This window comes from Streptomyces yokosukanensis, assembly GCF_001514035.1.
Lineage (GTDB): Bacteria > Actinomycetota > Actinomycetes > Streptomycetales > Streptomycetaceae > Streptomyces > Streptomyces yokosukanensis.
Genome location: NZ_KQ948216.1, coordinates 232,791 through 257,821, shown reverse-complemented (window position 1 = coordinate 257,821; position 25,031 = coordinate 232,791). Strand labels below are relative to the sequence as shown.

At 72.4% G+C, this 25,031-nt stretch carries 21 protein-coding genes; 11 read left to right on the top strand and 10 right to left on the bottom strand.

The window, feature by feature from the left end:
• Nucleotides 1-237 precede the first annotated feature (237 nt).
• The 4 genes from AQI95_RS27190 (at nt 238) to AQI95_RS27175 (ending at nt 5,212) form a co-directional block, all read left to right on the top strand.
• Nucleotides 238-1,008, top strand: a complete 771-nt coding sequence (locus tag AQI95_RS27190) for a hypothetical protein (RefSeq protein WP_067129205.1) — start codon at nt 238-240, stop codon at nt 1,006-1,008.
• Complete coding sequence (locus AQI95_RS27185) at nt 1,005-2,255, top strand: sensor histidine kinase (protein ID WP_067129202.1); 1,251 nt, start codon at nt 1,005-1,007, stop codon at nt 2,253-2,255. Before AQI95_RS27190 ends, AQI95_RS27185 begins: the two co-directional genes overlap by 4 nt.
• Nucleotides 2,256-2,369: 114 nt before the next feature.
• Entirely contained in the window at nt 2,370-3,731 is a 1,362-nt protein-coding gene (locus AQI95_RS27180) for an FtsW/RodA/SpoVE family cell cycle protein (protein WP_067129198.1), read from the top strand.
• Between the two features lie 23 nt (nt 3,732-3,754).
• On the top strand, nt 3,755-5,212 hold the full coding sequence (locus AQI95_RS27175) for a penicillin-binding transpeptidase domain-containing protein (RefSeq protein WP_208614279.1): 1,458 nt from the start codon (nt 3,755-3,757) through the stop codon (nt 5,210-5,212).
• 58 nt (nt 5,213-5,270) lie between these two features.
• Here the strand turns inward: AQI95_RS27175 and AQI95_RS27170 are convergent, their stop codons facing one another.
• Nucleotides 5,271-6,089, bottom strand: a complete 819-nt coding sequence (locus AQI95_RS27170) for a hypothetical protein (protein ID WP_341849482.1) — start codon at nt 6,087-6,089, stop codon at nt 5,271-5,273.
• 61 nt (nt 6,090-6,150) lie between these two features.
• Entirely contained in the window at nt 6,151-7,260 is a 1,110-nt protein-coding gene (locus AQI95_RS27165; protein ID WP_067129187.1) for a ferritin-like domain-containing protein, read from the bottom strand.
• A 122-nt stretch (nt 7,261-7,382) separates the two neighbouring features.
• On the opposite strand from AQI95_RS27165, the gene AQI95_RS27160 reads away from it, so the two are divergent.
• The 4 genes from AQI95_RS27160 (at nt 7,383) to AQI95_RS27145 (ending at nt 10,575) form a co-directional block, all read left to right on the top strand.
• The gene (locus AQI95_RS27160) at nt 7,383-8,321 is read left to right on the top strand and encodes an AurF N-oxygenase family protein (RefSeq protein WP_067129184.1); all 939 of its coding nucleotides are present in this window, start codon (nt 7,383-7,385) and stop codon (nt 8,319-8,321) included.
• A 128-nt stretch (nt 8,322-8,449) separates the two neighbouring features.
• Complete coding sequence (locus tag AQI95_RS27155; protein ID WP_067129181.1) at nt 8,450-9,106, top strand: TetR/AcrR family transcriptional regulator; 657 nt, start codon at nt 8,450-8,452, stop codon at nt 9,104-9,106.
• Between the two features lie 4 nt (nt 9,107-9,110).
• Entirely contained in the window at nt 9,111-9,413 is a 303-nt protein-coding gene (locus AQI95_RS27150) for a hypothetical protein (protein ID WP_067129178.1), read from the top strand.
• Between the two features lie 112 nt (nt 9,414-9,525).
• The gene (locus AQI95_RS27145) at nt 9,526-10,575 is read left to right on the top strand and encodes a C40 family peptidase (RefSeq protein WP_067129175.1); all 1,050 of its coding nucleotides are present in this window, start codon (nt 9,526-9,528) and stop codon (nt 10,573-10,575) included.
• On the opposite strand, the gene AQI95_RS27140 is transcribed toward AQI95_RS27145, so the two are convergent.
• The 5 genes from AQI95_RS27140 to AQI95_RS27120 are packed head-to-tail and all read right to left on the bottom strand — an operon-like array spanning nt 10,548 to nt 16,048.
• Nucleotides 10,548-11,801, bottom strand: a complete 1,254-nt coding sequence (locus AQI95_RS27140) for a styrene monooxygenase/indole monooxygenase family protein (RefSeq protein WP_067129172.1) — start codon at nt 11,799-11,801, stop codon at nt 10,548-10,550. The genes AQI95_RS27145 and AQI95_RS27140 overlap by 28 nt on opposite strands.
• 24 nt (nt 11,802-11,825) lie before the next feature.
• A complete protein-coding gene (locus AQI95_RS27135) occupies nt 11,826-12,485 on the bottom strand; it encodes a GTP-binding protein (protein WP_067129169.1) in 660 nt (219 codons plus the stop codon).
• Nucleotides 12,466-12,873, bottom strand: coding sequence for a DUF742 domain-containing protein (locus AQI95_RS27130; RefSeq protein ID WP_067129166.1), 408 nt, complete (start codon nt 12,871-12,873; stop codon nt 12,466-12,468). The genes AQI95_RS27135 and AQI95_RS27130 overlap by 20 nt, the downstream gene beginning before the upstream one ends.
• A complete protein-coding gene (locus AQI95_RS27125) occupies nt 12,870-13,367 on the bottom strand; it encodes a roadblock/LC7 domain-containing protein (RefSeq protein WP_067129163.1) in 498 nt (165 codons plus the stop codon). The genes AQI95_RS27130 and AQI95_RS27125 overlap by 4 nt, the downstream gene beginning before the upstream one ends.
• Nucleotides 13,364-16,048 (bottom strand): sensor histidine kinase, encoded by a 2,685-nt coding sequence (locus AQI95_RS27120; RefSeq protein ID WP_425264902.1) that lies wholly within the window; start codon nt 16,046-16,048, stop codon nt 13,364-13,366. Before AQI95_RS27120 ends, AQI95_RS27125 begins: the two co-directional genes overlap by 4 nt.
• A gap of 391 nt (nt 16,049-16,439) precedes the next feature.
• Here AQI95_RS27120 and AQI95_RS27115 point away from each other — a divergent pair, with 391 nt between their 5' ends.
• Nucleotides 16,440-17,228: a protein phosphatase 2C domain-containing protein gene (locus AQI95_RS27115; RefSeq protein WP_079071496.1), complete on the top strand. Its 789-nt coding sequence runs from the start codon at nt 16,440-16,442 to the stop codon at nt 17,226-17,228.
• Nucleotides 17,229-17,252: 24 nt separating this feature from the next.
• On the opposite strand, the gene AQI95_RS27110 is transcribed toward AQI95_RS27115, so the two are convergent.
• Nucleotides 17,253-17,744, bottom strand: coding sequence for a MarR family winged helix-turn-helix transcriptional regulator (locus AQI95_RS27110; protein WP_067129160.1), 492 nt, complete (start codon nt 17,742-17,744; stop codon nt 17,253-17,255).
• A gap of 239 nt (nt 17,745-17,983) precedes the next feature.
• Between AQI95_RS27110 and AQI95_RS27105 the strand changes: the two genes are divergently transcribed.
• Together AQI95_RS27105 and AQI95_RS27100 are read left to right on the top strand one after the other, a co-directional pair.
• The gene (locus tag AQI95_RS27105; protein ID WP_067129156.1) at nt 17,984-18,817 is read left to right on the top strand and encodes a lysozyme; all 834 of its coding nucleotides are present in this window, start codon (nt 17,984-17,986) and stop codon (nt 18,815-18,817) included.
• Nucleotides 18,818-18,945: 128 nt separating this feature from the next.
• Nucleotides 18,946-21,306, top strand: coding sequence for an ATP-binding SpoIIE family protein phosphatase (locus AQI95_RS27100; RefSeq protein WP_067129153.1), 2,361 nt, complete (start codon nt 18,946-18,948; stop codon nt 21,304-21,306).
• 58 nt (nt 21,307-21,364) lie between these two features.
• Here AQI95_RS27100 and AQI95_RS27095 read toward each other — a convergent pair whose 3' ends face one another.
• Complete coding sequence (locus AQI95_RS27095; RefSeq protein ID WP_067129150.1) at nt 21,365-22,360, bottom strand: serine/threonine-protein kinase; 996 nt, start codon at nt 22,358-22,360, stop codon at nt 21,365-21,367.
• 94 nt (nt 22,361-22,454) lie between these two features.
• On the bottom strand, nt 22,455-24,884 hold the full coding sequence (lon, locus tag AQI95_RS27090; protein ID WP_067129147.1) for an endopeptidase La: 2,430 nt from the start codon (nt 24,882-24,884) through the stop codon (nt 22,455-22,457).
• Nucleotides 24,885-25,031: the final 147 nt, after the last annotated feature.

The window sequence follows — 25,031 nt, the reverse complement described above, 5'->3', positions numbered from 1 at the left end:
TGGGAACAGGCGGGGCGCTCCCGGGGCAAGACCGATTACCGCGGGCCCGTCGACGGTTTGCCGCGGGCCCGTCGACGGTGCGGCTGCCGGAGGAGCTGACGGAGCGGCCGAGTAGCCTCTGCCTCGGCGTCACCCCGACGGATGCAAAGACGGTGCAAAAAGGACTTAGATACGAAATTCTTCGTCTACGCATAAGGTGTACGGGGCCGCGACCGACCCCGACGCTCCAGGAGTACCGTGCCAGCCCGCCGTACCGTGCGCACCGCCCTCGCCGCGGCTGCCGTCGCCCTGTTGTCGGCGACCGCGGCGGCCTGCGGGGACGCGGGCGGGCTGCGGGGTGCGGGCGCGACGCCTACCGCCGTCAGCCCCGCCAAGCTCTGGCCCGATCTGCGTCCGGCGTCCAGCCCCGCCTATCCGTACTCGGTGGCGACCAGGGAGGTCGTCAAGGGGATCACGGTCCCCGGTGGCGACATCCACAAGGTGGACCCGGTGGACGTGGTGGAGGCCGAGATCAAGGCGCATCCGGACGACTACGGCTCGAAGGGGGCGTACCACGCGACCGTGGACCGGCTGAGGGACTGCCGGGCCGGCGGCGACAAGGCCCGCTGTCCGCTGCTGCCGCCCTACTACCGGGACCTCACGGGTGACGGCCGGGACGACATGACGCTCGGCTTCCGGCTGTACCCGACCAATCAGACGGCCGTACGGGTCTACACCGTCGAGAAGAACAGGCTGGTGCAGGTGCTGGCCGACAACGACGCGATCCTCGGTGTGGAGCTGGCCGGCCGGTCCCTGATCGAGCGTTCGCCGGCCGACATCTCCGGCTACGAGTACCGCACCACCTGGGTGTGGGACCCGGGGCAGCGCGCGATGGTGTTCTCGCGCGACGAGTACCTGAACACCGGCGCCGGCCGGCACGCCAAGACGTCCTCTCCGACCCCGTCCGCGACCCCGTCCACCACGCCGTCCGCATCGCCGTCCGCCGGTCCCTCCGCGAGCGCGCGATGAGGGTCTCGCTCCCCCGGTGGGCCGGGCCGCTCGCCGTGAAGGCCGCCGCGTTCATCACGGTGATGTGCTGTGCGCTGGCCGCGCTGCTCGGTGTCCTGGTGCATGTCTCGGTGACCAACCAGACCGTCGGCCAGGCCCGCGATCTGGCGCTGTCCCGCCTCTCGGACGCCACCGAGGCGTACGAGGCGGGGGACGCGCTGCTGCCGAACGCCGGGGTGGACCTCACGGGGCTGCCCGCGCCGCTGCGGACGCTGGCGGCGGGCGGTGAGCGCGGCACGATGGTCTCCGCCTACCGGGGGCGGCCGACGATGTGGGCGGCCGGCCCGGTGGCCGGGCACCAGGCGCTGGCCGTGGCGGTCGACTACTCGCAGCAGTCCCGCACCATCGCCGGGCTCGACAAATCGATCCTGTGGTCGTCGGTGCTCGCGATCGGGGCGACGGTGCTGGTCGGAGTGTTCGGGGTGACCCGGGTGACCCGGCGGCTGCACGCCACGGCTCGGGTCGCCCGGCGGATCAGCGGCGGCGCCCTGGACGCCCGGGTCGACGATCCCCGTACGAAGGACCCGTCCCGGCCGCAGGACGAGGTGGCCGCGGTGGCGGCGGCCCTGGACACCATGGCGTCGAGCCTGCAGAGCAAGCTGCTGAGCGAGCAGCGGTTCACCGCGGACGTGGCGCACGAGCTGCGCACCCCGCTGACCGGGCTGCACGCGGCGGCGGAGCTGCTGCCGCCGGGCCGGCCGACGGAGCTGGTGCGGGACCGGGTGGCGGCGCTGCGCACCCTCACCGAGGACCTGCTGGAGATCTCCCGGCTGGACACCGGCCGGGAGAAGCTGGAGGTGGACACCGGGGAGCTGGGGGCGCTGGCCCGGCGGGTGGTGCGGGCCTCGGGCACCGACACGGAGGTGCGCGTTCTCGCCGACGCGCGGGTGGAGACCGACCGGCGGCGGCTGGAGCGGGTGCTGGGCAATCTCGTGGCCAACGCGCACAAGCACGGAGAGCCGCCGGTGGTGCTGACGGTGAACGGGGCCGTGGTGACGGTGCGGGACCACGGGGCCGGGTATCCGCAGTACCTGGTGGCCCATGGGCCGCAGCGGTTCCGTACCGAGGGCGGGGCCACCGGGCACGGGCTGGGGCTGACCATCGCGCTGGGGCAGGCGGAGGTCCTGGGCGCCAAGCTGTTCTTCGGCAACGCCATCGACGGCGGGGCCGTGGCCACGCTGATCCTGCCCGCGGCGATGCGGCGGTAGGGCGCGGGTCGTCGTGTTCGGTGCGTGACCGACGGCTCGGCACCGTCGGCTCCGCGCCACGCTGGTGCTCGCGGGCACGGCACACCACACGCCCTGTTTGGGTAGGTTCCGGGCATGACCAAGGCCGGAACCACCGTGGCGGCGGCACAGGCTCGCGCACCCGCCGTACGCCTCCCCCGGCGCCGTGGGATCGAACTCTCCCTGATCGTGCTGGCCGTGCTGCTGTCCGTGTACGGGTACTGCGCGGTGGGTCTGGCCCGGACCGGCACCGTCCCGCCCGGCGCGGCCGGCTACGGCGCCGGGCTCGGGGTGCTCGCCCTGCTCGCGCACATCGCGGTGCGTATCCGGGCGCCGTACGCCGACCCGCTGTTCCTGCCGATCGCGGTGCTGCTCAACGGACTCGGGCTGGTGCTGATCTACCGGCTGGACCTGGAGACCCCGAGCGACCAGGCGGCCCCGGCCCAGCTCGTGTGGTCCACGCTCGGGGTCGGGCTGTTCATCGCCGTGGTGCTGGTGCTGCGTGACCACCGGGTGCTCCAGCGGTACTCGTACGTGTGGGTGGCCGTGGCGCTCGGGCTGCTCGCGCTGCCGATCCTGTTCCCGGCGGTCAACGGCGCCCGCATCTGGCTGCGGATCGCCGGATTCTCCATCCAGCCGGGCGAGTTCGCGAAGGTGCTGCTCGCGGTGTTCTTCGCCGCCTATCTGGCCGCGAACCGCAACGCGCTGGCGTACACGGGCCGTCGGCTGTGGCGGCTGCAGTTCCCGACCGGGCGGGTGCTGGGCCCGATCGTGACGATCTGGCTGCTGAGCGTCGGGGTGCTGGTCCTGGAGCGGGATCTGGGCACCTCGCTGCTGTTCTTCGGGCTGTTCGTGGTGGTGCTGTACGTCGCCACCGGGCGCACGGGCTGGATCGCGGTGGGGCTGCTGCTCGCCGTGCTCGGTGCGGTGGCCGTGGGGCGCCTCGAACCGCATGTGAACCAGCGGATCGAGGACTGGCTGCATCCCTTCGCCACCATCGACGCCGGTCAGGGCCCCAACCAGCTCTCGCAGTCGCTGTTCGCCTTCGCGGCGGGCGGGGTGCTCGGCACCGGGCTCGGGGCCGGGCACTCCATCCTCATCGGCTTCGCCGCCAAGTCGGACTTCATCCTGGCCACGGCGGGCGAGGAACTGGGGCTCTCGGGGCTCGCGGCGATCTTCCTGCTGTACGCCCTGCTGGTCGAGCGCGGCTACCGGGCGGGCCGCGCCCTGCGGGAGCCCTTCGGCCGGCTGCTGGCGGTCGGGCTCGCCTCGCTCCTGGCACTGCAGGTGTTCGTGATCGCGGGCGGGGTCACCGGGCTGATCCCGCTGACCGGCATGGCGATGCCCTTCCTCGCCCAGGGCGGCTCCTCGGTGGTCACCAACTGGGCGATCGTGGCGCTGCTGATCCGGGTGAGCGACAAGGCGCGCAGCCAGTACGACGGACGGGAGGCATCGTGAGCGAGTACGGCGGCGGGCGGCCGATGGGCCGGTACATCCGCCACGCCTGCGCGTTCTGCGCGCTGCTGCTGGCGGCGCTGCTGGTCAACGCGGCCCGTGTGCAGGTGGTGCAGTCCCGGGTCTACGACGACAGTCCGGCCAACCGGCGCGGTGTGATCGCCCGGTACGGCCAGCCGCGCGGCGACATCATGGTCGGCGACGAGCCGGTCACCGGCTCCGTGGACACCGGCGAGCAGCTGCGCTACGAACGCAGCTACAAGGACGGCCCGTTGTACGCCCCGGTCACCGGCTTCGCCTCGCAGTCGTACGGCACGACGTTCCTGGAGCACGCCGGGGACGGGGTGCTCTCCGGTACGGATCCGATGCTCTCGCCGCTGCCGCTGTGGAACGACATCACACGCGCGCCCGGCCGGGTCGGGAACGTCGTCACGACGCTGAACCAGGACGCGCAGACGGCGGCGTACCGGGGGCTGGCCGGGCGCAAGGGCGCGGTGGCCGCGATCGAGCCGTCGACGGGCCGGATCCTGGCGCTGGTGACGAGTCCGTCGTACGACCCCGGGGAGCTGTCCGGCAACGGCGAGGCGGTGTCCTCGGCGTGGGCGCGGCTCAACCACGACCCGGAGAAGCCGATGCTCAACCGGGCGGTACGGCAGACCTATCCGCCGGGGTCGACGTTCAAGGTGGTCACCGCGGCGGCGGCGCTGGACGCGGGTGTGGTCACCGACCTGGACGCGCACACCGACTCCCCCGACCCCTACCGGCTGCCGGGCACCACGACCCGGCTGACCAACGAGGGCGACGGCTGCGAGGACGCCTCGCTGCGGTCGGCGTTCGAATGGTCCTGCAACACGGTGTTCGCCAAGCTCGGCGTGGACGTCGGGGCGAAGAACATGGCGGCCACGGCGGCCGCGTTCGGGTTCAACGACGCCCGGCTGCGCATCCCCTTCTCGGTCGCGCCGAGCACCTTCGACCAACATGTGGACCGGGCGCAGCTGGCGCTGTCGTCGATCGGGCAGTACAACACGCGGGCCACGCCGCTGCAGATGGCGATGGTGGCCGCGGCGGTCGCGGACGGCGGGCAGCTGCGCGCCCCGTACCTGGTGGAGCGGACGACCCGGCTGGGCGGTCAGACGCTCGCCGGGAGCGGGGCGCATCCGCTGCGGCAGGTGATGACCCCCTCGACGGCCGTACGGCTGAAGGAGCTGATGGCGGACGTGGTCCGGGAGGGCACCGGCCGGCGCGCGGGCATCCGCGGTGCGCTCGTCGGCGGCAAGACCGGCACCGCGCAGCACGGGGTGGGCAACTCCGGTGTGCCGTACGCCTGGTTCGTCTCCTGGGCGCAGGCCGACGACTCGCCGCAGCCGCAGGTGGCGGTCGCGGTGGTGGTGGAGGACGCCTCGGCGAACCGGGGAGAGATCAGCGGCGGCGGGGACGCGGCGCCGATCGCGCAGGGGGTGATGCGGGCGGTGCTCGGCCGGTGAGGCCGGGCGCCGGCCCCCACGCCCGTGATGGCCGCGTGGGGGCAGCGCCGGGTGGTGGTCAGCCGATCGGCTTGACCGCCTCGGAGCGGATCCGGAGGGTCTGCTTCGCGAGCGCGTCCAGGTCGACGTCCGACGGGTTCTTCGAGGCGAGCGGCGTGTCCACGGTGGCGACCGTGGCGCCCGTGTTGCCGTCGGCCCAGGCGCACATGGGTACGGTGATCTTGGTGCCCATCTGCTCCTGGGTGATCACCTCGCAGGTGATCGTCACGCCGCTCAGGTCGAAGTCCTTCGCGGGGACGGCGACCGTGGCGTTGGCGCCCTCGGCGGCGCCCTTCATCATGTTCTTGCGGGCCAGGTCGGAGTTCTTGAACCGGCCGTACATGCCCGACACCACCAGGGTGCCCTTGGTCGCGTCGCCGCCCACGTCGTAGGAGCCGACCACACCGTGGATGTCCTTGGCGTCCCAGGCGCCGTCGGCCTCGTCCTCGATCTTCTTGCCCTCGGTGCCGGAGAGGTCCTGGGCGAGCCGGTACTTCCCGTCGAGCAGGGTCTGGGGAAGGGTGAGCTTGTTCTTCGCCTCGGGGAAGCCGCTCTCGGCCGCCATCCCGATCAGGACGAGCGCCACGACGACCGCCGCGACGGCGCCGCCCACGATGGCGAGGATCAGCCCGACCCGCCGCTTCTTCGGCAGCGGGGCCATGGGCGGCGCACCCCAGGGGTTCGGCTGCTGGCCGTAGGGCTGCGGCGGGTAGGGCTGTTGCGGCGGGTACGGGGAGCCGTACGGGCCGGGAGCGGCCTGCGGAGGCTGCTGGCCGTACGGGTACGGCGGCTGCTGGTGGGGGCCGTTGGGATACGGCTGCTGCGGTGGCGGAGGCATGGACACGCCGGGAGGCTACTGCACCCGGGTGAACGGTTCCGCACCGTCTCAGTCGTCCGTCTCAGTCGTCCGTCGCCCCCGACTCGATCGCCGTCCGCACCTCCGCGATCCGGACCCGTTCCTCGGCGGCGAAGCGCTCCGCGTCCAACTGCTCGGCCAGTTCCTCGTCCTGGGCCATCAGGAGGTCCAGATTGGAGTCGCCCATCTCGAAGACGCCCATGTCGACATAGGCCTCCTGCAGCCGCCTGCCCCACAGGCCGATGTCCTTGACGCACGGGACGATCCGGCTGAACAGGAGCCTGCGGAACAGCTGGAGGAATTCGGAGCGCTCGCTCAGCTCCGCCGCCTCGGCCTTGGGGATGCCGAAGTTCTCCAGCACCTCCTCGCCCCGCAGCCGGTCGCGCATCAGATGGCAGCCCTCGATGACGAACTCCTCGCGCTCGCGCAGTTCGGCGTCGGTGAGCTGCTTGTAGTGGTCGCGCAGCGCCAGCCGGCCGAAGGCCACGTGGCGGGCCTCGTCCTGCATGACGTAGGTGAGGATCTGCTTGGGCAGCGGTTTGTCGGTGGTGTCCCGGATCAGCCCGAAGGCGGCCAGCGCCAGGCCCTCGATGAGGACCTGCATCCCGAGGTAGGGCATGTCCCAGCGGCTGTCGCGCAGCGTGTCACCGAGCAGGGACCGGAGGTTGTCGTTGATCGGGTAGACGAGGCCGAGCTTGTCGTGCAGGAAGCGGCCGTAGACCTCGGCGTGCCGGGCCTCGTCCATCGTCTGGGTCGCCGAGTAGAACTTGGCGTCCAGGTCGGGCACCGACTCGACGATCCGCGCCGCGCAGACCATCGCGCCCTGCTCGCCGTGCAGGAACTGGCTGAACTGCCAGGAGGCCTGGTGCAGACGCAGCTCCCCCTTGTCCTTGTCGGTGAGCTTGTCCCAGTGCCTGGTGCCGTACAGGGGCATCGACTCGTCGGGCGTGCCGAGCGCGTCGTGCGGGTCGACCTCCAGGTCCCAGTCGATGCGCTGCCGCGCGTCCCACTGCTTGTCCTTGCCCTTCTGGTACAGGGCGAGCAGCCGGTCGCGGCCGTCGTCGTACTCCCAGTTGAACCGGGCGGCACCGTTCGCGGGTACCTGCCAGAGGGAGTCTCCCGGATCGTTGACGTACAGGTCATGGGTCGGCATACCTCGCAGGCTCACACGTAGACGCGGAGTCAACAAGTGGTGCGCAGGGGATTGACTGCCTTGCTGACAGGCAGTCTCATAAGTGGCAGGACGATGTACCCCGGTGACGAGGTGAGGGAGCCATGACGACCCTGACGGAAGCGGACGCGCTGGACGGACTGCGCGACGCACTCGGCCTGCTCAAGGACCGGGAGCAGGTGGCGCAGCGGCTGCTCGTCTCCTCCGCCAAGCACTCCTTCGACCCCGACGAGGAGCTGGACTGGGACGCGCCCTTCGAGGAGGGCAAGTGGTTCTGGCCGCCGGAGCTGGTGTCGCTGTACGGCACGCCGATGTGGAAGCGGATGAGCGAGGAGCAGCGGATCCTGCTCTCCCAGCACGAGGCGGCGGCGCTGGCCTCGCTCGGCATCTGGTTCGAGCTGATCCTGATGCAGCTGCTCGTCCGGCACATCTACGACAAGGCGGCGACGAGCGCACACGTGCGCTACGCGCTCACCGAGATCGAGGACGAGTGCCGGCACTCGAAGATGTTCGCGCGCGTGATCTCGCGCGGCGGCACACCCTGGTACCCGGTCAGCAAGGCCCATCTGAACCTCGGCCGCGTGTTCAAGACCGTCTCCACCACGCCCGGCTCCTTCACCGCCACCCTCCTCGGCGAGGAGGTCCTGGACTGGATGCAGCGGCTGACGTTCCCGGACGAGCGGGTGCAGCCGCTGATCCGCGGCGTCACGCGCATCCACGTGGTCGAGGAGGCGCGCCATGTCCGCTACGCCCGTGAGGAGCTGCGGCGCCAGATGCTGACGGCACCGAAGTGGTCGCAGGAGTTCACCCGGGTCACCTCGGGCGAGTTCGCCCGGGTGTTCTCGGTCGCGTTCGTGAACCCCGAGGTCTACACGAATGTCGGGCTGGACAGGCGGGAGGCCGTGGCCCAGGTGAAGGCGAGCGGTCACCGGCGCGAGGTCATGCAGACGGGCGCGAAGCGGCTGACGGACTTCCTGGACGACATCGGCGTGCTGCGGGGCGTCGGCAGGCGGCTGTGGAGGTCCTCGGGCCTGCTGGCGTAGTGGGAGTGTGCCGGCCCCAGGGGCCGGGGCTGTGTCGATGTGCGGCTCCGCCGCGTGGGAGCGACCTGCCACCACGGACCCGCGGCCGCCGGCTCCCCCACACGGTGACGGCGATTAGGCTGACGGCCATGACCCCGTCCGCCACCCCCGCCTACCGTCGCCTGAGCGTCGAGGAGCGGCGCAGCCAGCTCCTCGACGCCGCGCTGTCCCTCTTCGCGCACCGCGCCCCCGAGGACGTGTCGCTGGACGACGTGGCGGAGGCGGCGGGAGTCTCGCGCCCCCTGGTGTACCGGTACTTCCCGGGCGGCAAGCAGCAGCTGTACGAGGCCGCGCTGCGCTCCGCCGCCGAGGAGCTGCAGCACTGCTTCGACGAGCCCCGCAAGGGCAAGCTGCTGCCCCGGCTGTCCCGCGTCCTGGACCGCTATCTGAGCTTCGTCGACGAGCACGACACCGGCTTCAGCGCGCTGCTGCAGGGCGGCAGCGTGGTGGAGACCTCGCGGACCACGGCCATCGTGGACGGGGTCCGGCGGGCCGCCGCCGAGCACATCTACGGCCACCTCGGCGTCACCGGGCCCGGCCCGCGGCTGCGCATGACCGTGCGGACCTGGATCACGGCCGTCGAGGCGGCCTCCCTGATCTGGCTGGACGAGGACAAGCAGCCCCCGGTGGAGGAACTGCGCGACTGGCTGGTCGAGCAGTTCGTAGCCGTCCTCACCGTCACCGCGAGCCGTGACCCGCAGACGGCCGCCGTCGTCGGCGCGCTCGCCGAGGATGGCCGAGACTGAAGCGGTGAAGAGTCAGGACACCCCCTTCGAGGGCGGCCCCATGGACGGGCGCGTGCTGCCGGTCATGGTCGGTCCCACCGGGCACCCCCCGAAGACGTATCGCATTCCCGTCCCGGACCCGGGCGGCGGCCCGCCCACGGTGCTCGTCTACCGCCGGGTGCCGCGCGGACACAGCAAGCGGCTGGGCCTGATCCAGGGGTGGAAGTACGCGTACGACCCGGACGACGCCTCCGGCGGGGGGCTCAGGTGGCCCTGGTCGAAGCCGGCCGCCCCACGATCCGGCGAGCCGGACGACGCGAACGGGTGACAGGGTTGCGCCGAACCGCGCACCCCGGTCGCGCGCCCCGCACGGATACATCTGATTATCGCGGTGCGATAGGAGGCGAACAGTCCGCCCTCCCCGCACCCGAGGTGATGACGTGTCAGGAACGCTTCCGCGCCTGGCCTGCACGGCCGCGCTGGCGGCCCAGGCCGTCCTCGTGCCCGCACCCGCGGCCGCCGCACCGGACCCGCAGCGGTCCGTGGCCCAGTTGCTGACGGATCTTCAACAGCTGTACCGGCAGGCCGAACAGGCCACCGAGAGCTACGACGCCACCGCGGAGAAGCTGCAGCGGCAGCGCGCCGAGGTGTCCCGGCTCGACGGCGAACTCGCCCGTGCCCGCCTCGCCCTGCAGGACGGCCGGACCGACGCGGGCCGACTGGCCCGCCGGCAGTACCAGAGCGCCGGCGGCCTCGGCCCGTACGTGCGCCTGCTGCTCTCGCCCGACCCGCAGACCGCGCTGGACGAGGGACATGTCGTCGGCGAGATGGCGCGCGAGCAGGTCCGTACGGTGGCCCGGCTGACCGCCGCCGAGCGGCACGAGGACTCCCTGGCGCGGGCCGCCCGCAAGGCCCTGGACACCCGGCTCACCCTCGCCGGACGGCAGCGCAGGCAGCGCGACGACGTGCACACCAGGCTGGCCGACGTGGAACGTCTGCTGGCCTCCCTCACACCGGCCCAGCTGGCCGCGATCACCGTCCTGGAGCAGCAGGGCGTCACCGCGGCCCAGCAGCAGCTCGTCACCGCGGGCGCGCTCCCCACGGACCGTCCGGCCTCCACCGGGGGCGACCGTGCGGTGCACTACGCGATGGGCCAGCTCGGCAAGCCGTACGTGTGGGGCGCACAGGGCCCCGACGCGTACGACTGCTCGGGCCTCACCTCGCAGGCGTGGGACCATGCGGGCACCCCCATCCCGCGCACCAGCCAGGAGCAGTGGCGGCGGCTGAAGCGGATCCCGCTCGGCGCGCTGCGCCCCGGTGACCTGGTCGTCTACTTCCCCGAGGCCACCCATGTGGCGATGTACGTGGGGGACGGAAAGGTCGTACAGGCGCCGCGCCCCGGAGCCGACGTCGAGGTGTCACCCCTGGCGTCCGCCCCGGTGCTCGGTGCCGTGCGTCCGGATCAGGCCCCGGAGACCGAGGCGAGGTAGGCGCCCGTCTTGTCCGGGTCGTAGAAGAAGTTCTCGAAGTCGGACGGGTCGTTGAACCCGTTGGCGAACCGGTCGGCCACCGGCTGGAGCTGACCGGCCGCGCCGAGGAGGTTCAGGATGTGCTCCGGCGGCGGCGCCAGCATCGCGTTGGTCCACTTGGTGACGTGCGACGCGGTGTCCCAGTAGCGGTCGAACGTCGCCTGCATCCAGGCCTCGTCGAACTCCTCGTCCCCGTGTTCGAGGATCGAGGCGAGGTACGCGGCGGCGCACTTGGCCGCCGAGTTGGAGCCCTGTCCGGTGATCGGGTCGTTGGCGACGACGACGTCCGCGACGCCGAGGACCAGGCCGCCGCCGGGCAGCCGGCCGACGGGGTTGCGGACGGTCGGGGCGTAGCGGCCCGCCAACGTGCCGCCGGCATCGGTCAGTTCGACCTTCGTCGCCCGCGCGTACTCCCAGGGCGTGAACCGCTCCATGAGTTCCAGGGTCAGGGAGAGGTGCTCCGCCGGGTCCTTGACGCCGTTGAAGACGTCGAGCGGACCGCCGGGTATGCCCTCCCAGAACAGGATGTCCGCGCGGCCGGAGGTGGTGAGCGTCGGCATGACGAACAGCTCGCCGACACCGGGGACGACGTTGCAGCGGACCGCGTCGAACTCGGGGTGCTCCGGGCGCGGGCCGAGCCCGTGCACGTACGCCACCGCGAGCGCCCGCTGCGGCTCGCTGTACGGGGAGCGCGAGGCGTCACGGCCGAACATCTGGACCAGCTCGCCCTTGCCGGCCGAGACCAGGACGAGGTCGTAGGCGCGGGAGAAGTAGTCGAGGTCGCCGACCGCCGCGCCGTGGATGACCAGCTGGCCGCCGCGCTGGGCGAAGGTCTCCATCCAGCCGGCCATCTTCACCCGCTGGTCGACCGACTGCGCATACCTGTCGAGCCTGCCCACCCAGTCGATCGCCCGCTGCGCGGGGCCCGGGGCGTGCGATCCGGGAGCCGCCACCGAGACGCCGAGTCCCTCGATCTTCGGGGCCTGGGACTCCCAGAAGTTCAGCTGGACATCGCGCTCGTGCTGCAGTGCCGTGTGGAACATGCACTGCGTCGACATGACCCGGCCGGTGCGGATCTCGTCCGCGGTCCGGTTCGACATCAGGGTGACCTCGTAGCCGTGCGACTGCAGGCCGAGGGCGAGCTGGAGACCGGACTGGCCGGCCCCTACGACGAGTATCTTCCGCATGCGGGTGGTGGCTCCTAACAGGGACTACTCGGGGGTTTCGTCCAGCGCGTGGCCGACCAGGGCCAGGAGGGTCTCGATGGCCGAAATTCGACGCCGCGCATCCATGATCATGACAGGGACGTGCGCGGGTATCGTCAGCGCCTCCCGGACGTCGTCCGGCTCGAACAGCTCGCTGCCCTCGAAGTGGTTGACGGCGACGACGTACGGCAGCCCGCAGCTCTCGAAGTAGTCCAGGGCCGGGAAGCAGTCCTTCAGACGGCGGGTGTCGGCCAGCACGACCGCGCCGATCGCGCCACGCACCAGGTCGTCCCACATGAACCAGAACCGCTGCTGGCCCGGCGTGCCGAACAGGTAGAGCACCAGGTCGTCGTCGAGCGTGATGCGGCCGAAGTCCATGGCCACGGTGGTGGTGAGCTTGCCCGGCGTGGCGGTCAGGTCGTCGGTCTCCTCGCTCGCCTCGGTCATCAGCGCCTCGGTCTGCAGGGGCGTGATCTCCGAGACGGTGGTGACCAGCGTGGTCTTGCCGACGCCGAAGCCTCCGGCCACCACGATCTTCGTGGCGACGGGGGCCCGGGTGCGGTCCGTCTGCCAGGCTTTCAGATCCTCGTCGGGCTCGGTGAATCCGGCGACGAGGGGGATGCCTCCGACGACGGAGGCGGCGGCGTCAGAGACGACGGAGTCCACTCAGCACCCTTTCCAGCAGCGCGCGGTCCGGGCGGCCGGTGCCATGACCGGTTCCGGTGCCGTACACACGGATCTTTCCCTGGTCCGCGAGATCGCTCAGGAGCACGCGGACCACGCCGAGCGGCATCTTCAGCAGCGCGGCGATCTCGGCCACCGTGCGCATACGGCGGCACAGTTCGACGATGGCCCGCATCTCGGGCATGACCCGGGTGGCGAGCGAGCCTTTCGGCAGCTCCTTGCGCTGCTCGGGGGCTTCGAGTGCCGCGACGAACGTCTCCACGAGGAGCACATGGCCGAAACGCGTACGGCCGCCGGTGAGCGAGTAGGGACGGACGCGGGCGGGTTTGCGGTCACCGCCGCGCACGGGGAGTTTCGCCGTGCCGCTCATCGGGCGCTCCCCGCCGACTCGGATTCCATGGACTTGCGCAACTCGCTGCGCAGTTCCGGGGTGAGGACGTGGCCGGCGCGGCCGACGAACAGCGCCATGTGGTACGCCACCACGCTCATGTCGCACTCGGCGGAGCCGTGCACACCGAGCAGCGAACCGTCGCTGATCGACATCACGAACAGGCTGCCCTCCTCCATCGCGATCATCGTGTGCCTGACCCCGCCGAACTCCATCAGCCGGGCGGCACCGACGGTGAGGCTGCCGATGCCGGAGACGATGGTGGCGAGGTCGGCGGAGGAGCCGCGCGGCCCTTTGGCCGGGCGGGCCTCACGGGACCGGACGGTGTACGCGGGGTCGGACGAGAGCAGGAGCAGGCCGTCGGAGGAGACCACGGCGACGGACTGGATGCCGGGCACCTCCTCGACCAGGTTGGTCAGCAGCCAGTGCAGGTTGCGGGCCTCACTGCTCAGTCCGAAGGTGCTGGGCGCGGTCAACTGCTTGCCTCCTCGACAGTGCCCCCCGTGGTGTCTTCCGTACGTTCTGCCATCTCCGCCGCCACGGCGCGGTGCCCGGCCTGGGCGCCGCTGCGGAAGCCTCCGAGCCTGCGGCGCAGGGCCTCGGCGTCGACCGTGCCGGTCCGCTGGCGTGGGGCCTGGGCTGGCGCGGTGATCTTGGGCGTGCGCTTGGGGAGACCCTTGGCGGTGACCGCCTCGGCGGGTTCCTGCGAAGCCTCGGCCCGTGCGACCGCCTCGGCTTCGCCGTCGGCGGCCGACGGGGGCGTGGGGTCCGCCGCCAGATCCGGGAGCATCAGCTCCATCGTCGTCTCGGCGAAGGTCTCCGCCGGGGCCTTCGGGCGGGTCTCCGTGTGCTGGGTGACCGGGGCGGCCTGCCCGTGCTCGGCGGGCTCCCCGGGCTCGGCGCCCGAAGCCGCCTCCTCCGCCCGCACCGCCTGCTCCGCGAGGGCCACCAGCGGGTCGGCGCCCTTGGCGCGGCCGTGCAGGACGTTGGAGTTGGCCTCGGCGTCGGCACCCGGGAGGGAGAAGGTGGCCGTGGTGCTCATGGACGTGGTCTGGGGCGGCAGGGCCGTCGGCGGGGCCTCCGTCAGGAGGGTGGCCGGGAGGACCACGACCGCCGCGATGCCGCCCTGCTTCTGCTCGCGCAGCTGGACGCGGATGCCGTGGCGGTGGGCGAGGCGGGCGACGACGTACAGGCCGAGGCCGAGACCGTCCTCGCCCTCCTGGTCGTACGGCGACTCGGGGTCGAAGTCGGTCAGGCGGGTGTTGAGCCGCTCCAGGCGCTCGGTCGCCATGCCGATGCCCTCGTCCTGGACCGACAGCATCACCTCACCGGACTCCAGCAGCCAGCCCGAGACCTCCACCGGCAGCTCCGGCGGGGAGAACGAGGTGGAGTTCTCCATCAGTTCGGCCAGCAGATGGGAGAGGTCGTCGGCCGCGAAGCCCGCCACATGGGCATGCGGCGGCAGGGCGGCGATACGGACGCGTTCGTAGCGCTCGATCTCGCTGACGCCCGCCCGGACCACGTCGACCAGCGGCACCGCCCCGTGGTGCTGCTGGACGTGCTCGGCACCGGCCAGGACCAGGAGGTTCTCGCTGTGGCGGCGCATGACCGTGGCGAAGTGGTCCAGCTTGAAGAGCGTGGCGAGGCGGTCGGGGTCCTGTTCGCGTTCCTCCAGGCCCTCGATGACCGCGAGCTGGCGTTCCACGAGGCCGAGGGTGCGCAGCGAGAGGTTCACGAACGTGCCGCCGATGCTGGTGCGCAGCCGCTCCAGCTGCTCGGCGGCCTGGCTCAGCTCGGCGTGGAGGGCCTCGCGGGCGTCGGCCATCTTCTGGCGCTGGCCGACCAGGTGCTTGCGGTCGGCCTCCAGCGTGGTGACGCGTTCGTACAGGGTGACCGCGTGCGTGTGCAGGGCGTTGACCGAGCGGACGACCTGGGCGAACTCGTCGTTGCGACCGGTGAAGGCGATCGGCTCCTGGGCCGCCGGGTCCTCGGACTCCGCCAGGCGGGCCGAGCCCCGGCGCAGGACCGACAGGGGGCGCGTCAGCGTGCGGGCCATGGCCGTGGCGAGGCCCACGGCGACCAGCATCAGGGCGCCGAGCACGGCGATGCGGATCTCCAGGGCCGTGACGTCGTCGTCCCGGAGTTTCGCCAGGTCCTTGGTGCGGTGGTCGTAGAGGGCCGATTCCTCGCCGCGCATCAGGTCGACGCGGGCGGACAGGGCCGCGTCCAGCTTCTTGGTGCTGGTGGTCAGGTCGCTGTCGGCCAGCGTCGGCTGGTCGGTGAGCGCGGCCAGGTACTTCTCCGCCGAGTTGACCTCGGAACCGGTGACCGTGGAGTCGTAGGAGTCCACGGAGGCCTTCGGGGCGGTGGCGCGGAAGCCGGCGAGGGCCGCGTCGGCGCGCAGCCGGGCCTGCTGGGCGGCGGCGGTCAGCTCGTCGCGCTGCTTCTTGTCGGCCGGGGAGGCGGTGGAGGTCGTGGTGGGCAGGCCGGTGACGGGGTTGATCACGGTCCGGGCGGCGGACGGCACGTTCAGCGCGGCCAGCAGCAGTCCGCGGGCGGCGGCGGACTGCTGGACGGCGGTGTCCAGTTCGGCGAGCGCGTGGGCGCCGGAGCCGGCCCGCGGAGGCGTGTCGTCGGCGAGCTGCTCGGCGAGGCGGTGCAGCTCGGTGATGGCCTGCGAGTAGGCCTGATGGGTCTGGAGGGCGGTGGTCCTGCCGGTCAGGGCGGCCCGGCGGACGGCGGCGATGCCGTCGAGGTCGCTGCGCAGGCTCGCCGGGGTGTCGTCCTCGGCCCGCAGGTCCTCGACCTGCCGGTCGACCCGCGCGCTGCGGTCCTCGGAGGGCGCCTTCGCCTTGGGGCGCCCGGCCGCGACGTAGGAGGTGACCTCGTCGCGCTCGTCGGCCAGGGAGTGCGCGAGGGAGAGCGCGTCCTGGGTGCGGGCGGCCAGCGTCACCAGGTCCTGGGAGTCGCTCACGTCCTGGGAGGCGCTGAGCAGGGAGGGCGCGCCGGCTCCCGCGACGGCCGCGGCCACCACGGCGACGGCGACGATCAGCCGGGTGCGCACATGGGTGGGGCGGCCGCTGCCCACGGGGGTCTGCTGGGCGGTCCCCGCGGGGTCCGTCTGCCTGCCTGCGCGCCGAGGCCGCTTCATCTGCACCGGTGCTCGCAATCCTGAACTCGTCTACCCAAGGGCCCGGGTGGCGTCTGGCGCCCCGTCATCTCGGTGCCAAGTGGTGCGTACACCCGGTTCGTACGGTCCCCGACCCTCCCAGCGCCGGTGGGCAGTGGTCGCGCATCACCTGACCCGCCACCCGAAGGAGTGAACATCGGAGAAGAGTGGGCGGGCAAGTCTCTCTGGCGCGTGCTCGGCCCTTGCGCGGGACGCCGGTTGGACGCGCGGGGCAGGCTTTGGCAGTATTCGCCACCACGCCTTGCCGGAGCGTCTCATTCCCCCCCAAAGCAGGCGCCTGACCTGCGGGGTCGTATCAATTCGACGGCGCTTGCCAGCCTTTGGCGAATCCTGTGGAGGGCTCGTGCAGACTGGCCGAATGCGCACTGATCTCGTTTCGGAACCCGGCGACGCGAACCGCCCCAACGAGGACTTCGCCGGTGTCGGACTACCCGCCTCCGGACAGGGAGGTTGCGTGATCGTCCTGGACGGCGTGACTCCCCCGCGGGGCGGGACGGGATGTCTGCATTCCGTCCCCTGGTACACCGCGCGGCTCGGCGGCTCGCTGACCGAACTGACCGTTTCGAGGAGAGATCTGACGCTCTCGGAGATTCTCGCGCGGTCGATCGGCCGCACCGCCGAGGCCCATGCCCAAACCTGTGAACTTTCTCACCCGCGAACCCCTCAGGCAACCGTCGCCCTGGCCCGCTGGTCCGCCGACGCCGTCGAGTACCTGGTGCTGTCCGACTCCGCGCTGCTGCTGCAGGGGCCCGACGGCACGGTCACCCCGGTCCTGGACGACCGGTTGGACCGGCTCCCGCGCTCCGCGCTCGCCACCGAGGCCCTGGTGGACGCCACCCTGCGCAACAAGGAGGGCGGCTTCTTCACGGCCGCCGCCGACCCGTCGGTGGCGGACCGTGCCGTCACCGGCACCGTGCCCCGCGCCGAGGTCCGCGCCCTGGCCGCGCTCACGGACGGCGCGACCCGCTGGACGGAGAAGTTCCACGAGGGCGACTGGCGGGCCCTGTTCGAGGTGGTCGCGAAGGAGGGTGCCCGGTCGCTGGTGGACCGGGTCCGGGAGCTGGAGACGGCGGACCGGGAGGAGCGGGCGTTCCTGCGGCGCGGCAAGACGCACGACGACGCGACGGTGGTGCACGTGGAGCTGTGAGCCCGCCCGGCCGCCGTCCTGGGGCTACTTCTCCATGACCCCGTTCAACTGGTGCAGCAGCCGGGCCAGTTCCGAGACCTCGCGGCGGTTCCAGTGGGCGAGCTGGCTGACGTAGCGGGCACGGCGCGCCTCGCGGACCTTGCCCACCCGGCCGCGCCCCTCGTCGGTCAGGGTGACGAGCCAGGCGCGGCCGTCGGCGGGATCCGGCTCGCGGGCGATCAGGCCCAGCTCCTCCAGGGCGCGCAGCTGACGGGACATGGTGGCCTTGCCGACGCCGATGTACGCGGCGAGTTCCGTGGCCCGCTGGCCGCCGCACTCGTCCAGGCGGATGAGCAGGCCGTACGCGGAGGACTCCAGGTCGGGATGGACCTCGCGGGCCATCTCGCCCTGATTGGCCCGGGCTCGCCGCAGCAGCACGGTCAACTCCCGCTCCAATGCCAGGAATTCCTGGTCCGCACCACTGGGCGTCACCTCGTGGGCGCCGCCCGGTGCGCCGCCGTTTCCGTCCTCGTGCACGTCAGCACCCCTGCTCGGTTTCGCGGTCTTGAAAGTTTCTGCCAAAAGTCGTCATTGCCGCAGCTCCGTAAGTATTTCGCAGGCGTAGACCAACGGCGGCGTCCGGACCCCCTTCCCACCCCGTCATCTACGTGCGTAGCTTCTTTATCAGGCAATCAATGGCATGCCCACGCCAGTGCGGCATCCCGGTACACGGTCACTGCCACGTTCCCCCCACTCCCACTCCCCGGAGGCACGTCATGTCCGTGCACAGACCCGGCTCCGACCGTCCCGTCCGACCGCGCGCCCTCGCCCTTCTCGTGACGGCCCTGCTCGCGGCGCTCTCCCTCACCCTGCCCCTCACCTCCGCCCACGCCGCGACCACGCCCAGCCGCGGCTCCGCCTACATGGGCATGGGCGTCCCCGCGCACGACGGCCGCCACGGATCCCCCACGTCCGGTGACGCCACCCAGACCGAGGGCGTGGACGTCTCCGCCTACCAGGGCAACGTCGCCTGGTCGACCCTGTGGAGCAGCGGGGTGCGCTGGGCGTACACCAAGGCGACGGAGGGCACGTACTACACCAACCCGTACTTCGCGCAGCAGTACAACGGCTCGTACAACGTGGGCATGATCCGCGGCGCGTACCACTTCGCGACCCCGGACACCACCAGCGGCGCCACCCAGGCGAGCTACTTCGTCGGCCACGGCGGCGGCTGGTCCAAGGACGGCAAGACCCTGCCGGGCGCGCTCGACATCGAGTGGAACCCGTACGGCGCCGAGTGCTACGGCAAGAGCGCGAGCCAGATGGTCAGCTGGATCGCCGACTTCATCAGCACCTACAAGTCGCTCACCAGCCGTTACCCCGTGATCTACACGGCGAGCAGCTGGTGGAGCGACTGCACCGGGAACTACGGCGGCTTCGCGGCGAACAACCCGCTGTGGATCGCCCGATACGCCTCGGACCCGGGGACGCTGCCGGCCGGCTGGTCGTACTACACGATGTGGCAGTACACCTCCTCCGGCCCGACCGTCGGCGACCACGACAAGTTCAATGGCGCCCTGGACCGGGTGCAGGCGCTGGCCAACGGATAGCGCCCGCTGAACCGTGCACGGTGGCCGTCCCCCCGCGGGCGGCCGCCGTTTCGCTGCGTTGGTGCTCCGCGTCGCCCGGGATCATGCTGGTCGAGGGAGCCTGCCGAGCAAGGGCGAGATGAGCGGCGATGGAGCGACAGTCGACGTACACGGCCACGGCCACCATCGATGAGCACGGCATCCTCACCGGCTGGAGCGAAGGCGCGCAGCGGCTGCTCGGCTACGGCTCCCCGGCCGTCGTCGGCCGCCCCGCCACCGCACTCCTCGCCGCCGACGTCGAAGCCGCCCGGCGGGTCGTCGCCGGGCGCGAACGCTGGAACGGCACCGTCCCGCTGCGCCACCGCGACGGCCGGCTGCTGGAGCTTGGCGTGCTCGCGCACCGCCGGACGACGACCGCCGGCGGGACCGACTGGCTCGTGGTGAGCGCCGTGACGGCACGCCCGCAACCGCCCCGGGGCGAGCCCCTGGAGGAGTGGACGTTCCTGCAGTCCCCCTTCCCGCTGGCGATCTTCGACGCCGACCTGCAGCTCGTCCGCGCCAACCGCAGGCTGGAACACGCCCTCGCCCTCCCCGAGGCCGCCATGCGCGGACTGCGGCTGCCGCACATCGTGCCCGGCGCCGCGAGCGAGGAGGTCGAGCGGTCGCTGCGGCACGCACTGGAGTCCGGCCGTCCGCAGGAGGTCCGGGCCGCGCTCGGTCCGCGGTTCGGGAGCACCGCCGCGCTCACCCCGTTGAAGGACGCCGAGGGCCAGGTGCGGGCCGTCTGCCTGTCCACGCAGATGCCCGCCCCGGACTCCGCGGGCGGGCAGGCGCCGCCGGAGGAGCGCGGCCCGCACGTCGGCTCGGCCGCGGACCAGGCCCGCACCGCGCAGGAACTCGGCGAGGTCACCGTCCCCCGGCTCGCCGACGTCGTCGCGGTCGATCTGCTCGACTCCCCCCGCGGCCCGGACGAGGACCCCGCCCCGGGGCTCGGCCCCGTCGTACTGCGCCGCGCCGCCCTGCGCGCCGTCCCGGAGGGGGAGGGGCCCGCCCACGGCGCCGGTGCGGGCGAGGCGATCGTCTGCCCGCTGGACTCCCCTCCGGCCCAGTCCCTGGCGGCGGGCCGGCCGCTGCTCTACGACACGACGGACCCGGTCGTCGCCGAGTGGGCGGCGGTGGATCCGGGCGCGGCGTGGCTACGGGCGTCCGGGGCGCACACGCTGCTGGCGGTGCCGCTGCTCGCCCAGGGCGGCACACTCGGGGTGGCGCTCTTCGGCCGGCGCCCCGACCGGGGTCCCTTCGCCCCCGAGGAGCTGCGGCTGGCGCAGGAGTTCACGGCCAGGGCTGCCGTCGGCATCCGGCAGGCCCGCCCCTCCGCAGGGGCCGACGCCGCCACCATGGCACCGCAGCACGGCCTGCTCCCGCACACCCTGCCCGAACAGGCGGCCCTGGAGATCGCCAGCCGCTATCTGCCCGCCGCGACCCGGGCCGGGGTGGGCGGCGACTGGTTCGACGTGATCCCGCTGTCCGGGGCGCGGGTGGCGCTCGTCGTCGGCGACGTGGTGGGCCACGGCGTCCGCGCCTCGGCGACCATGGGCCGGCTGCGCACCGCCGTACGCACCCTCGCCGACGTCGATCTGCCGGCCGACGAACTCCTCACCCACCTCGACGATCTGGTCCTGCGGCTCGCCGCCGACGAGGGCAGCGCGGACCCGGCCGCCGAGACCGCCGGCGGCATCGGCACCACCTGTCTGTACGCGGTCTACGACCCGGTCTCCCGCCACTGCACCCTGGCCCGGGCCGGGCATCCGCCGCCCGCCCTGGTCGCACCGGACGGCGAGGTGCGCTTCCTGGACGTGCCCGCGGGACCGCCGCTCGGGCTCGGCGGGCTGCCCTTCGAGGCCGTCGAGACCGCACTGCCCGAGGGCAGCCTGCTCGTCCTCTACACCGACGGGCTGCTCGCGGCCCGCGAGCACGACATCGACGAGGCGCTGGAGGCGATGTTCGCCGCGCTCGCCCGGCCCGCGGACTCGCTGGACGCGGTCTGCGACCACGTGCTCACCGCGCTGCTGAGCCACGGCCCGGACGACGACGTCGCCCTGCTCGTCGCCCGTACCCGGGTGCTGCACAAGGACCGGGTGGCCGCCTGGGAGCTGCGGGACGACCCCACGGACGTCTCCCGCGCCCGCCACCTCGTCCACGACCAGCTGTCCGCATGGGACCTCGAGGAGGCCGCCTTCCCCACCGAGCTGATGGTCAGCGAGCTGGTCACCAACGCCATCCGCTACGGCCGCCCGCCCATCCGGCTCCGGCTGATCCATCAGAACGCGACCCTGATCTGCGAGGTGTACGACTCCAGCGGCACCACCCCGCACATGCGGCGCGCCCGCATCTTCGACGAGGGCGGCCGGGGCCTGCTGCTCGTCGCCCAGCTGGCCGAACGCTGGGGCACCCGGCACGACCGGGTCGGCAAGACGGTGTGGGCGGAGCAGTCGTTCGCGGCGCTGTGACGCGCCTTCGGAAGGGGCCGAGACCGCTTGGCTGCGAGCGCGGCCGGATCGGCTCTCGTCAGCCCCTGAGAACGGGCCCGGCCCAGCCGGGCGGCTCGGGCGGGGAGCCAGGGGCGGCGCGGCTCTGCCGGCGGGCGTCCGCGGCCACCCGGACGTCCACCAGCGTCGGGGTGCGGCGGCGCGGGCCCGGTTCGCCGGCGGCGCGGCGCAGGGCCGTCACGAACTCCAGGCAGGAGTCGTAGCGGTCGTCCGGGGCCTTCGCCAGGGCGCGCGCGAGCACCTCGTCGACGGCCGCCGGGACGTCCGGCCGCTGCGCACTGAGCGCGGGCGGCGGGTCGTACCGGTGGGCCCGCAACTGTTCGAGCCGGCCCTGCCACCGGAAGGGCGGGGCGCCCGCGAGCATCTCGTGGACCACACAGGCCAGGCTGTACAGATCGGACCTGCCGTCGACCGGGCGCCCGGCGATCCGCTCGGGCGCCGCATAGTCGAGAGTGCCGGCGAACTCGCCCGCGGTGGTGAACCCGGTGAGCGACAGCGACTTCTTCGCCAGCCCGAAGTCGGTGAGATAGACGTGCTCGGGGTGGTCGCTGTCGACGCCCTCGGCGACCATGACATTGGCCGGTTTGACGTCCCGGTGCACCAGCTCGCGCGCATGGGCCGCGTCCAGGGCGGACGCCAGCTGGGCCGCGACGCGCAACGCGGCCGGCACCGGCAGCGGGCCCTCCCGGTCGAGCAGGGCACGCAGGTCCGGGCCGCAGACGTAGCACATGGCGATGTACAGGATCCCGTCCGTCTCGCCGGCCTCGAAGACGGGGACGATGTTGGGGTGGTCGATGGCGGCGGCGATCCTGGACTCCTGCGCGAAGCGGCGGCGGAACGCCTCGTTGCGCGTGTACTGCGGGGCGAGCAGCTTCAGGGCGACCGTGCGGCCGAGGCGCAGATCCTTGGCGCGGTAGACGACGGCCATGCCGCCGCGGCCCAGTTCGCGCTCCACGCGGTAGCCCGCGATCTCGGCCCCGATCAGACCGGAGGGGCTCTTCGGAGGCCAACTCACGTCTGAATTCTACCGAATGGCAAGCATATGCGCGCATGGCGAAGGCCCGGACCTCCCTCACGGAGCCCGGGCCTCGCCCTTCCGGTCGCGTCCGTCACGCCGCGACCGGAACCTCCGGCGCCGCGCCGTTCGTCGCGGGCGCCAGCGCCAGCTCCAGGACCTGGCGGACGTCGGTCACGGTGTGGACGTCGAGCTTGTCCAGCACCTCGGCCGGGACGTCGTCCAGGTCGGGCTCGTTGCGCTTGGGGATGATCACGGTGGTCACCCCGGCGCGCTGGGCGGCGAGCAGCTTCTGCTTCACACCGCCGATGGGCAGCACCCGGCCGGTCAGCGAGACCTCACCGGTCATCGCCACGTCCGTGCGCACCAGCCGCCCGGAGAGCAGCGAGGCGAGTGCCGTGGTCATCGTGATGCCGGCGCTCGGGCCGTCCTTCGGGACCGCGCCCGCCGGGAAGTGGATGTGCACGCCCCGGTCCCTCAGGTCGCCGACCGGAAGCTCCAGTTCGGCGCCGCGGCTGCGCAGGAAGCTCAGTGCGATCTGCGCCGACTCCTTCATCACGTCACCGAGCTGACCGGTCAGGGTCAGCCCCGCCGCACCCGTCTCCGGGTCGGCGAGGGACGCCTCCACGAAGAGGACGTCTCCCCCGGCGCCGGTGACCGCGAGGCCGGTCGCCACTCCGGGCACGGACGTGCGCCGCTCGGCCGGGTCCTGGGCGGACTCGGGCACATGGTGCGGACGCCCGATCAGAGCGCGCAGATCCTCGTCCCGGACGGTGAACGGCAGCTCCCGCTCACCGAGTTCGTGCTGGGCCGCGATCTTGCGCAGCAGCCGGGCGATCGAGCGCTCCAGGGTGCGCACGCCCGCCTCGCGCGTGTACTCGCCGGCCAGCTTGCGCAGGGCGCTCTCGTGCAGGGTGACCTCGTCCTTGCCGAGTCCCGCCCGCTCCAGCTGACGCGGGAGCAGGTGGTCGCGGGCGATGACGACCTTCTCGTCCTCGGTGTAGCCGTCCAGGCGGACGATCTCCATACGGTCGGCGAGCGCCTCCGGGATGGCTTCCAGGACGTTGGCGGTGGCCAGGAAGACCACGTCCGACAGATCGAGTTCGACCTCCAGGTAGTGGTCGCGGAAGGTGTGGTTCTGCGCCGGGTCCAGGACTTCGAGCAGGGCCGCGGCCGGGTCGCCGCGGAAGTCGGAGCCCACCTTGTCGATCTCGTCCAGCAGGACCACCGGGTTCATGGACCCGGCCTCCTTGACGGCCCGCACGATCCGGCCGGGCAGCGCGCCGACGTACGTACGGCGGTGGCCGCGGATCTCGGCCTCGTCCCGGACGCCGCCGAGGGCGACGCGGACGAACTTGCGGCCCATGGCGTGCGCCACGCTCTCGCCCAGGCTGGTCTTGCCGACGCCGGGCGGGCCGACCAGGGCGAGCACCGCACCGCCGCGCCGCCCGCCGATCACGCCGAGGCCGCGCTCGCCGCGCCGCTTGCGCACCGCGAGGTACTCGGTGATGCGCTCCTTCACGTCCTCCAGGCCCGCGTGCTCGGCGTCGAGGATCGCCCTGGCGCCCCGGATGTCGTACGCGGAAGCGCTGTCGTCGGTTCGCTCGTTCCACGGCATCTCCAGGACCGTGTCGAGCCAGGTCCGGATCCAGGAGCCCTCGGGCGACTGGTCGGAGGCGCGCTCCAGCTTGTCGACCTCCTTGAGGGCGGCCTCGCGGACCTTCTCGGGCAGGTCGGCGGCTTCCACGCGGGCGCGGTAGTCGTCGGACTCCTCGCCGTCCTGCTCGCCGTTCAGCTCGCGCAGCTCCTTGCGGACGGCCTCCAGCTGGCGGCGCAGCAGGAACTCGCGCTGCTGCTTGTCGACGCCCTCCTGGACGTCCTTGGCGATGGTCTCGGCCACGTCCTGCTCGGCGAGGTGGTCGCGGAGCGCCTGCGTGGCGAGCTTGAGCCGGGCCACCGGGTCGGCGGTCTCCAGCAGTTCGACCTTCTGTTCGGTGGTGAGGAACGGCGAGTATCCGGAGTTGTCGGCGAGCGCGGAGACGTCCTCGATGGCCTGGACGCGGTCCACGACCTGCCAGGCGCCGCGCTTCTTCAGCCAGGTGGTGGCGAGGGCCTTGTACTCCTTGACGAGTTCGGCGACATGCCCCGGCAGCGGGTCCGGCAGGCTCTCGTCGACGCGGGCGCCCTCGACCCACAGGGCCGCGCCGGGACCGGTGGTGCCCGCGCCGATCCGCACCCGGCTCCGGCCCCGGATCAGAGCCCCCGGGTCTCCGTCGGCCAGCCGGCCGACCTGCTCGACCGTGCCCAGCACACCGGTCTTCGCGTACGTCCCGTCGATGCGTGGCACCAGCAGCACCCTGGGCTTGCCGGATTCCGACCGGGCGGCGGCCTGTGCGGCCTCCACCGCGGCCCGTACGTCGGCATCGCTCAGGTCGAGCGGAACCACCATCCCGGGCAGCACGACCTCGTCGTCGAGCGGCAGCACGGGCAGAACGAGCGTGAACGCCGTGGACTCAGCAGCCATGATCTCCCCTTCGGCAGTCAAGTTGAGCTATGCCGACTCAACCGGTGGGGGCGGGCTGGTGTTCCCCCTGGCTGTTCGCTGTGAGCGATCAGGGGGTGACGCAGGGATTTTCGGGGTGGCCGACCGCGGGCCGGCCGCGGAGCGGAC

Coding starts and splice junctions, on each gene's coding strand:
- AQI95_RS27160 (WP_067129184.1), top strand. CDS start 7,383: ATGACGACCCTGACGGAAGCGGACGCGCTGGACGGACTGCGCGACGCA.
- lon (WP_067129147.1), bottom strand. CDS start 24,884: ATGGCTGCTGAGTCCACGGCGTTCACGCTCGTTCTGCCCGTGCTGCCG.
- AQI95_RS27100 (WP_067129153.1), top strand. CDS start 18,946: ATGGAGCGACAGTCGACGTACACGGCCACGGCCACCATCGATGAGCAC.
- AQI95_RS27185 (WP_067129202.1), top strand. CDS start 1,005: ATGAGGGTCTCGCTCCCCCGGTGGGCCGGGCCGCTCGCCGTGAAGGCC.
- AQI95_RS27180 (WP_067129198.1), top strand. CDS start 2,370: ATGACCAAGGCCGGAACCACCGTGGCGGCGGCACAGGCTCGCGCACCC.
- AQI95_RS27140 (WP_067129172.1), bottom strand. CDS start 11,801: ATGCGGAAGATACTCGTCGTAGGGGCCGGCCAGTCCGGTCTCCAGCTC.
- AQI95_RS27105 (WP_067129156.1), top strand. CDS start 17,984: ATGTCCGTGCACAGACCCGGCTCCGACCGTCCCGTCCGACCGCGCGCC.
- AQI95_RS27170 (WP_341849482.1), bottom strand. CDS start 6,089: ATGCCTCCGCCACCGCAGCAGCCGTATCCCAACGGCCCCCACCAGCAG.
- AQI95_RS27130 (WP_067129166.1), bottom strand. CDS start 12,873: ATGAGCGGCACGGCGAAACTCCCCGTGCGCGGCGGTGACCGCAAACCC.
- AQI95_RS27155 (WP_067129181.1), top strand. CDS start 8,450: ATGACCCCGTCCGCCACCCCCGCCTACCGTCGCCTGAGCGTCGAGGAG.
- AQI95_RS27175 (WP_208614279.1), top strand. CDS start 3,755: ATGGGCCGGTACATCCGCCACGCCTGCGCGTTCTGCGCGCTGCTGCTG.
- AQI95_RS27165 (WP_067129187.1), bottom strand. CDS start 7,260: ATGCCGACCCATGACCTGTACGTCAACGATCCGGGAGACTCCCTCTGG.
- AQI95_RS27115 (WP_079071496.1), top strand. CDS start 16,440: ATGCGCACTGATCTCGTTTCGGAACCCGGCGACGCGAACCGCCCCAAC.